The sequence below is a fragment of the Acidimicrobiia bacterium genome (genome assembly GCA_012959995.1).
Classification (GTDB): domain Bacteria; phylum Actinomycetota; class Acidimicrobiia; order Acidimicrobiales; family MedAcidi-G1; genus MedAcidi-G2B.
On record DUCC01000020.1, the window covers coordinates 1 to 7,959 of the forward strand.

The following is a 7,959-nucleotide window of genomic DNA, read 5'->3' on the forward strand; positions in this document are numbered from 1 at the left end:
GCAGCATCTTCGGTGGCGGCCAGTTCGGCTTGTTTGGCAGCCATAGCAGCAATGCAGGCTTTTTCGCCTTCTAATGCGAAGTGTAGTCAATATGCTTGGCTGTTGATGGCGCGTTACCGGCAGGTAGTACAGAATAGAAAAATGTCACTCGCTCTTGGGCTATATAAACAATATCCGTATTACGTGGCACCCATAGCACATCTCCAGGACCGGCTTCGAATATTTTGTCACCGACTTGCAACGTGAACTGCCCCTCGAGTATGTAAATAACCTCGTCATAAGTTATATGCCAAGGTATAGAGCAATCTTCAAAAACGCCAATCCCTGCTCCCAGTTCATCGGAAAACGACACATTGACCAAACCGATGGTTTTCATGCCGTTGACAGGCTCAAGATCAAGGTCTTTTTTACGGAATATCTTTGTTTCTAACATAGCGCCTCTCCTTATCGAGTATTAAATACTTTGTAATTGTAATAGTCATATTCGAGATTGGGCTGAAACACCAAGTGGGGTTCCCGATCAAGATTTTGTAGCCCTAAAAGAACCTGACGGCATTATTGTGTTTTTCCAAGGAGCGGAGTGGTTTGTCCCGTTCGGTTAGCGGCCTTTAAAAACCGCTGGCCGGCGTTCAATAAACGACGCCACCCCTTCGGCAGCATCTTCGGTGGCGGCCAGTTCGGCTTGTTTGGCAGCCATAGCAGCAATGCAGGCTTTTTCGCCTTCTAATGCATAGAGGGTTGACGAAGCTTTGGTGGCTTGAACAGCCAAGGGGGCTCCTTGGCAGATGATTTCGGCGATTTCAATGGCTCGATCAAGTTGTTGTCCGGCTGGTACTATTTCTTGCACCAAACCGATGCGGTAAGCCTCGTCAGCATCAAACTCGTCGGATGTCAGCAAGTGGTACATGGCGTTGCCCCAGCCGCCCCGTTGTACAAAACGAATGGTGGCGCCTCCGGTGGCGTAAATGCCCCGTAGAGGTTCAAGCTGAGAGAACCGGCAGTCGTCTGCAGCGATAACGATGTCGCCGGCCAACATGAGTTCAATGCCCAGAGTAAAAGTGATGCCCTGCACGGCGCTAATGACGGGTTTGCTGCAGCGCGAACTCAAGGAGGTGGGGTCTATTTTGTTTTCACCGCGCCCCCGGTCGCCGCCTTTCATTTTGTCGGCCCACTTGGGTAGGTCAAGGCCTGCGGTGAAGTGGTCACCATGGGCAAACAGGACGCCCACCCGAAGGTCCGGATTGCCGTCCAACTCGGTGTAGGCCTCAACCAGTTGACGCATCATTTCTGGGGTGAACCCATTGAGTTTTGCCGGTCGATTTATGCCCATCAACAAAATGTGGCCACGAACTTCGATGGTGATTGAACCTTGGGTTTCGGTCATAGGCATGGTCTAGCGCAACGCCGCACCGAATGCAGCAACGGCCAAGGTGAAATCTGAGGCCTGGCCCCATGTTTCACCTTGTTAAGAGGTGGAGGCTTTTTCGCAGGCCAGGAGGCGGGCTTTAGCTTCGAGACCAGCGGCAAAACCACCTAGGCTGCCGTCGGCTCGCAACACGCGGTGACAAGGGATCAAAACAAGAAACGGGTTCGCTCCGAGCGCTGTACCCACGGCCCGCGTGGCTTTGGGGCGCCCAATGGCATGTGCCAACTCTTGATAAGTACGAGTTTCTCCAAATGGAATCAAAGCACAGTTTTTCCACACCAAGCGTTGAAAATCGGTGCCAATGCGGTGATCAAAAGGCAAGCCGCTTGTCCCTTTGTGCGTAAATGCTTGAGCAATGGCTTTAACCAGTCCCGTCGGGGGTTTCTCGGCCAAGGGTAAATCAAGATACGGAGTAAAAGTAGGGGAGTGCGTTGACCCGGCCAAAGTGCTGGCCACAATAGTTCCCTCGTCGTGGGCTACCCAAAGTAAGCTCACCGGTGAATCAACCGCTGCTACTTCAATCATTTGATGCCTTTAAATAAACGTTAAATCGGTTTCTTGCTGTCTTTCTAGCAGAGCAATTTGCTCAGATGTTTGTTCAGCGGTCCAACCAAGCAAGCCAGACAATTGCTGGGCCACCGGTTCAACCAACGCCCCTACCTCTGGATCAAACCACATGCTGCCGGTGCGCCGCTCCAACACGTCGGCTAAAAAGAGTGCGCCATCTACTTGTACCGCCCACACGATTTCACCCGACAAAAGATGCGCCCCGGGGGCCACCGGTTCTTTTCCGAGGGCAATAACTGCGCCTGCTTCTGATCCATAGCGTCGCACCAAACGCTCGGCGATGGGCAGACCAAGGCCATGATCGGTATCTAAAGTTTGCGCAGCCAAAGACAGGTCGGAAGCAATGTCTCCACCGGGCAGCGTCTTCGAGACAGAAATTGTTCCGCTAAACTCGGCACGGGAGGTCAGGCTCTGCTCGGCAGAGAATTGGGTCTCCACTGCCTCAAGGACGTCGTCGGCCATTTGGAGGTAACCGGTAAGTTTGCCGCCCGCCACCGTGACAACCCCTCGGGGGCCGACCCATACTTCGTCTTTGCGAGAAAGTTCCGAAGTGGTTTGCCCCGGTTTAGAGATCAACGGCCGTAGGCCAGCCCATGCCCCGGTCACTTGCTTTGGGGTCAAAGAAATATCGAAATAATCCTCAACGGTAGTTAACAAAAAATCCACATCAATCTGTTCAACCGATGGATGGTGGGTAGCCGGGTCAAGATGACGAGTGTCGGTAGTCCCCAAATAAGTCACCGGTCCTCGCGGTAGGGCAAACACCGGCCGGCCATCTGAACCGGTCATGGTTACCAAGTTGTTGACCGGTAAATCGGTGCGCCGGACGGCCACATGAATGCCTCGGCTGAGTGCCAAACGAGGTTCAACATCGGCCTCTAACTGGCGGGTGGCATCAACCCACGGGCCGGTGGCGTTAACTACCACCGCGGCTTTTACCTGAATCGACCGGCCGGTAAGCGCACACTGAGCAGTAACCCCTTCTGCCTGGTTTTCGCCAAGCAGGCCATCGACAGAAAGGTAATTAGCGACTTGGGCACCAGAAGCCACCGCATCACGTAAGTTGGCCAAAACTAAGCGGCAGTCATCGGTCAGATACTCGCGAAAAGTTACGGCGTAACGACTTTTTTCTGCTCGTAAAGCGGGCTCGTTTTGTGCCACTTCGGCTCGACCCCAACGACGATGGCGATCGGAGCGCTTAACCCCACCCAAGGTTTCGTAAACCCGGACCACGACGGCCATGAGCGCCAGCCAGCGCCGGGAAGCCACCGGGAAAACCATCCAGTGTGGTTCACAAAGGTGGGGTGCTAAGGCATGAACTACGGCGCGTTCACGCGCCGTATGGCGCACTACCCGAAAATGCCCCATGGCTAAATAGCGCAGCCCACCATGAATGAGCTTGGAAGATTTAGAAGAAGTACCAGAAGAGAAGTCTTTGGCTTCTAGTAAAGCGACGGACAAACCACGTTGGCTGGCTGCTCGGGCCACTCCGGCACCGGTGATGCCGCCGCCAATAATGGCCAGATCAAAGGTGGTACCTTCAAAAGTGTTAAGAAGGTCGTCTCGGCTCTGACCGCCCAGAGCCCCCGGAACAAAAATGGTTCAATCCTCGATGTCTAAACCCGTATGAATAATCACCAAAGGGCACGGGCTGTGATGGGCAATCGATTGGCTCACCGAGCCAAGGCGCAGCCCAGCAAAACCACCGCGACCACGGTTGCCGACCACTAAGAGATCGGCATTCTTTGCGGCTCGGAGGAGCGTGTCGGCCGCTCGGCCTTTGGTGAGCGTCCGCACAATTTCAACCTCGGGATGGCCGGCGGCTTCAAGTGCCGAATCTATAACTTCGCCTTGCATGCGTTCGACCTCGTTGATCAGGTCGTAAGAATCAAGCGGCACATAACCTAAATCTGGGGCCGCTGGCACATAGGTAGGGGCATAGGCGGTCACTACTTCGACAACGGAGTCACGTAGCGCAGCCTCTTCAAAAGCCCAGATTAAAGCAGTCTGGGCATACCCCGAACCCTCAACGCCTACCACTATGCGACGCTTGTACATGTCACCCCTTTGCTAGTTGTTGGTTTACCCGAAGCGTAATACAGAGCGAACCATTCACCAAGAGGCAATTAGGAAAGAGCGTCTGCTACCTTGGCGCTTGCTTCGTCTTCTTCTACGTCAAGGGCAAAAGCCAATTCAGAAACGAGCACGCTTAAGGCTTTGGTGTACAAAGTTTTTTCGCCGGCCGAAAGACCTTTAGCAGCATCACGCAATGCCAGGTTTCGTACCACTTCGGCTACTTGATAGACGTCGCCACTTTTAAGTTTTTCTTGATGGTTCTTAAAACGGCGTGACCAGTTGGAGGGTTCACGAATGTCGCGTTTTTGCAGTACATCAAAGAGATCAACCACGTCTTCTTTGCTGATGGGCCAGCGCATGCCGACCTCTTCGACCATGTCAACCGGCACCGAAAGGGTCATATCGCCGTGGGCCATAGTCAAAATAAAGTATTCAGTATTTTTGCCAAAAGCTTTACGCTTCTGTACTTTGTCGATAATCGCCGCACCATGGTGGGGGTAGACGACTTTGTCGCCAGGTTTAAAGGTCAACGGGAGCCTCCGTGAGCATTGCAGGAACGTCCGAGGATACCCCAAAAGGGGCCAGTCCGGACGCTAACGAGTGTTAAGCGCCGAGGCGAACGCGAGCGGCTCGGCTGCGCTCTAAAAGATGTTCAGGTACACCGGAGGTATTTCCGCTGGCTGCATCACCGCTGGCTGGTTCTGCTGCCGCTTCTTCGCCGGCTTTGGCTTCAGCATTCAAAGCGTCGTTCTCGCGGTCGATTTTAAATTGTGGCCAATCGTTTTTTTGTGCCAGTTGTTCGTGGCTTACTGACCCCAAGGTGATGCCGTTAGCAAAGTCAACCCAATAGCGGTACCAGGTGATGCCGTTAGCTACCTTGACTTGGCCTTCGGTTCCTTCGGGAACACCGGGGAGGTCAAGCGAGGCCACTACTTTTTGGCGGCGCTTCAAGGGCAGCTGGCGATCAATTGTTTTTGTCATGTAAAACCTCGGCAGGGGTCGGTCGGAAAAGAATCTAGCGGATGGCAGCGAAGGTCAGGCGCCTAAACGCCGGCCTTGGTTAACCAGATCAATTATGTGTTGGGTTGCTTGGCCAAGATCCAGATCGGACTTCGTACCGTCTCGCCGATCGGTGAACTCGAGTTGGTTGTTTTCTAAGCCGCGTGGCCCCACGGTGAGGCGCAGCGGAATACCAATTAGTTCAGCATCGGCGAACTTGACACCCGGTCGGCCAGGGCGATCATCCAACAAGACGTCTACGCCTGCGGCCTGGAACTCGGTGTAGGCGCTTTCTGCGGCAGCCATGGACTCTTCGTGGTCGGTTTTTACCACGGTAATCACCACCTCGTAAGGGGCGATGGCCATGGGCCATTGCAGTCCGTTGTCGTCGTGGTGAGTTTCGGCGGCCGCCGCCATGGCCCGGCCTACGCCGATGCCGTAAGAGCCCATGGTGATGGTTTGGGTGACCCCGTCGGAGTCGAGGACTTTAGCACCCATCGCTTCGGCATATTTGCGGCCCAATTTAAAAATGTGGCCCGCCTCGATGCAGCGCACAATGCTCAACGGTTCGCCACAAGAGATGCATGCTTCGCCTTCGAGGATTCCCCGAAGGTCTACCCAATGGTCAACCTTGATGTCGCGTTCTACATCTACGCCGGTGAGGTGAACGTCGTCAATGTTGGCTCCGGTGGTCATGCCCGATCGGCCTTGCAGAGCTAAGTCGGCATAAATAGGCAAGTCGGTTACGCCTACCGCACCCAAACTGCCAGGGGAGGCCCCCAAAGCGGCTCGAATGTCGTCGGCTTCCGCTGGTTCGATATTGGTGACCCCGGTGTAGTCAATGAATTTTTGTTCCAACAACGGGTGGTCGCCGCGCAGCAACAAGACGGTGAGTTGCCCGTTGACGTTGTAAAGCAAGCTTTTAATTTGGTGTTCGGCAGGGTGGCCGGCTTCGGCCAGAGCGGCGATGGTGCGTATACCGGGGGTATTGAAAGACTCTGGGGCTTCGCTTCCCGGCCGGTTTTCTACCGGGTCGAGGGCCGCCGAGGCACGTTCAACATTGGCGGCGTAACCGCAACCTCCGCAGCGAGCAACGTCGTCTTCGCCGGCTGGGGAAGCCACCATAAACTCCACCGAAGCGCTTCCGCCCATGGCACCCGAAGAGGCCTGCACCGGAAAAGCATCAAGGCCCAAGCGAGCAAAAATACGGGTGTAAGCAGCGTGGTGAGCGTCAAACGCTGCATCGAGGCCCGCATCGTCCAAATTAAAAGAGTAAGAGTCCTTCATGAAAAATTCACGCACCCGAAGAAGCCCTGATTTAGGGCGAGGCTCGTCGCGGAACTTGGTCTGAATCTGATACCAGATTTGCGGCAAGGTCTTATAGGACGTTATTTCGGCCGCCAAAGTGGCGAAAACTTCTTCGTGGGTCATGCCTAAGGCCAACTCGGCCCCTTTGCGGTCGGTGAGACGAAACATTTCATCGCCCATGGTTTCCCAGCGGCCCGATTTTTGCCAGAGATCCGCCGGGTGCATGGCCGGTAAAAAGAATTCTTGCCCGCCGATGGCATCCATTTCTTGGCGAATGATGGTCGACACTTTTTGATGGACCCGCCAACCCAACGGCAACATGGAGTAGTGGCCTGACTGCAGTTGCCGCATGAACCCGCCACGCACCAGCAAACGGTGGCTCGCCGCTTCAGCCTCTGCCGGAGCATCACGCAATGTAGGGATAAAAAGGGAGGACCAGCGCACAGCGGGCCTTTCTATGAGATGAGAACCTAAAGACTGTGTTCACCCTAGCGACTGCTTGTCGCCGGGTGGTTACTTGTTGCCCCCGCTTGTTGTTTTGTGTTGCCGAGGTGCCAGACTCACCCCATGAGCGACGCAACAGCAAACGATGTACAAGAAGAACTTTCAGCCTGGTTGGAAGAAAACTGGGACCCAGAATTGACGGTTGGCCAATGGTGGCAACGTCTCAACGAGGGGAAATGGTGTCACCCCTCTTTGCCTGAAGAAGCAGGAGGACGGGGCTACAACCGGGAGTTAACCCAGGCGGTAGCTGCCGGGTTGGCGGAGGCCAACGTGGTTGGACCACCTAGCGGGTTGGGTTTAATGTTGGCTGCTCCCACTATTGCTGTCCATGGTTCCCAAGAACAGATCGATCGTTTTGTTCCGAAAATTCTTGACGGCACCGAGGCTTGGTGTCAGTTATTTTCTGAACCTAACGCCGGGTCCGACCTTGCCGGGCTGCAAGCCAAAGCGGTACGCGACGGCGACGAATGGATTATCTCGGGCCAAAAAGTGTGGACCTCCGGTGGGCATATGGCCAAGATGGGCATGCTCATAGCTCGTACCGACTTGGACGCTCCAAAACATCAGGGCATTACCTATTTCGCTATAGACATGGAACAACCCGGTATTGAAGTACGCCCCTTGCGTGAAATGACTGGCCAGGCTTTGTTTAACGAAGTGTTTCTTGATGAAGCTCGGGTTTCAAACGCCAACGTGCTTGGTGGGCTGGGGGCTGGCTGGGCGGTAGCGAACAGCACGCTGGCTTTTGAGCGAGCCAGTTTGGGTGGCGGCGGTCGTCAACCCGTATCGGTGCCGCCGGGAGCAATAGCTGGCCGCCTTGAACGTAAAGTGGGTAGCTTTTTGGATCGGGTAAGTCGCGGCCCTGAAGGCGGCGGTGGGCGTGGTATTTCAAGCCAAGCGCTTATGGATTTTGCCAAGGCGGCGGGCAACGAAACCGATCCAGTGATTCGTCAAGAAATAATGAAAGTCCACATTTTGGGGCAAGTGAATCGCCTCAACATGCTGAGAGCAAAATCTGGAGGCCGTCGCACCGGGGCCGAAGGCAATTTAGCCAAGTTGGCCATGAGCGAAATGGTTCG

Annotated in this window: 9 protein-coding genes; 1 reads left to right on the forward strand and 8 read right to left on the reverse strand. The window is 54.7% G+C overall.

Going from position 1 to position 7,959, the window contains the following annotated elements; translation table 11 throughout:
- Positions 1-70 precede the first annotated feature (70 nt).
- The 8 genes from EYQ49_05780 to EYQ49_05815 all read right to left on the reverse strand — a co-directional run bounded on the left by EYQ49_05780 (position 71) and on the right by EYQ49_05815 (position 6,820).
- On the reverse strand, positions 71-433 hold the full coding sequence (locus EYQ49_05780) for a cupin domain-containing protein (protein ID HIG25386.1): 363 nt from the start codon (positions 431-433) through the stop codon (positions 71-73).
- 165 nt (positions 434-598) lie between these two features.
- The gene (locus tag EYQ49_05785) at positions 599-1,390 is read right to left on the reverse strand and encodes a crotonase/enoyl-CoA hydratase family protein (protein HIG25387.1); all 792 of its coding nucleotides are present in this window, start codon (positions 1,388-1,390) and stop codon (positions 599-601) included.
- A 75-nt stretch (positions 1,391-1,465) separates the two neighbouring features.
- The gene (locus EYQ49_05790) at positions 1,466-1,951 is read right to left on the reverse strand and encodes an MGMT family protein (protein HIG25388.1); all 486 of its coding nucleotides are present in this window, start codon (positions 1,949-1,951) and stop codon (positions 1,466-1,468) included.
- A 9-nt stretch (positions 1,952-1,960) separates the two neighbouring features.
- Entirely contained in the window at positions 1,961-3,454 is a 1,494-nt protein-coding gene (locus EYQ49_05795; protein ID HIG25389.1) for a glycerol-3-phosphate dehydrogenase/oxidase, read from the reverse strand.
- A 141-nt stretch (positions 3,455-3,595) separates the two neighbouring features.
- On the reverse strand, positions 3,596-4,051 hold the full coding sequence (locus EYQ49_05800; protein ID HIG25390.1) for a universal stress protein: 456 nt from the start codon (positions 4,049-4,051) through the stop codon (positions 3,596-3,598).
- 68 nt (positions 4,052-4,119) lie between these two features.
- A complete protein-coding gene (locus tag EYQ49_05805) occupies positions 4,120-4,599 on the reverse strand; it encodes a CarD family transcriptional regulator (protein HIG25391.1) in 480 nt (159 codons plus the stop codon).
- A gap of 73 nt (positions 4,600-4,672) precedes the next feature.
- The gene (locus EYQ49_05810) at positions 4,673-5,050 is read right to left on the reverse strand and encodes a hypothetical protein (GenBank protein HIG25392.1); all 378 of its coding nucleotides are present in this window, start codon (positions 5,048-5,050) and stop codon (positions 4,673-4,675) included.
- A gap of 54 nt (positions 5,051-5,104) precedes the next feature.
- Positions 5,105-6,820 (reverse strand): proline--tRNA ligase, encoded by a 1,716-nt coding sequence (locus tag EYQ49_05815; GenBank protein HIG25393.1) that lies wholly within the window; start codon positions 6,818-6,820, stop codon positions 5,105-5,107.
- Between the two features lie 123 nt (positions 6,821-6,943).
- Between EYQ49_05815 and EYQ49_05820 the strand changes: the two genes are divergently transcribed.
- On the forward strand, positions 6,944-7,959 hold a 1,016-nt coding region (locus EYQ49_05820; protein HIG25394.1), incomplete at its 3' end, for an acyl-CoA dehydrogenase.

Coding starts and splice junctions, on each gene's coding strand:
- EYQ49_05785 (HIG25387.1), bottom strand. CDS start 1,390: ATGCCTATGACCGAAACCCAAGGTTCAATCACCATCGAAGTTCGTGGC.
- EYQ49_05790 (HIG25388.1), bottom strand. CDS start 1,951: ATGATTGAAGTAGCAGCGGTTGATTCACCGGTGAGCTTACTTTGGGTA.
- EYQ49_05800 (HIG25390.1), bottom strand. CDS start 4,051: ATGTACAAGCGTCGCATAGTGGTAGGCGTTGAGGGTTCGGGGTATGCC.
- EYQ49_05780 (HIG25386.1), bottom strand. CDS start 433: ATGTTAGAAACAAAGATATTCCGTAAAAAAGACCTTGATCTTGAGCCT.
- EYQ49_05810 (HIG25392.1), bottom strand. CDS start 5,050: ATGACAAAAACAATTGATCGCCAGCTGCCCTTGAAGCGCCGCCAAAAA.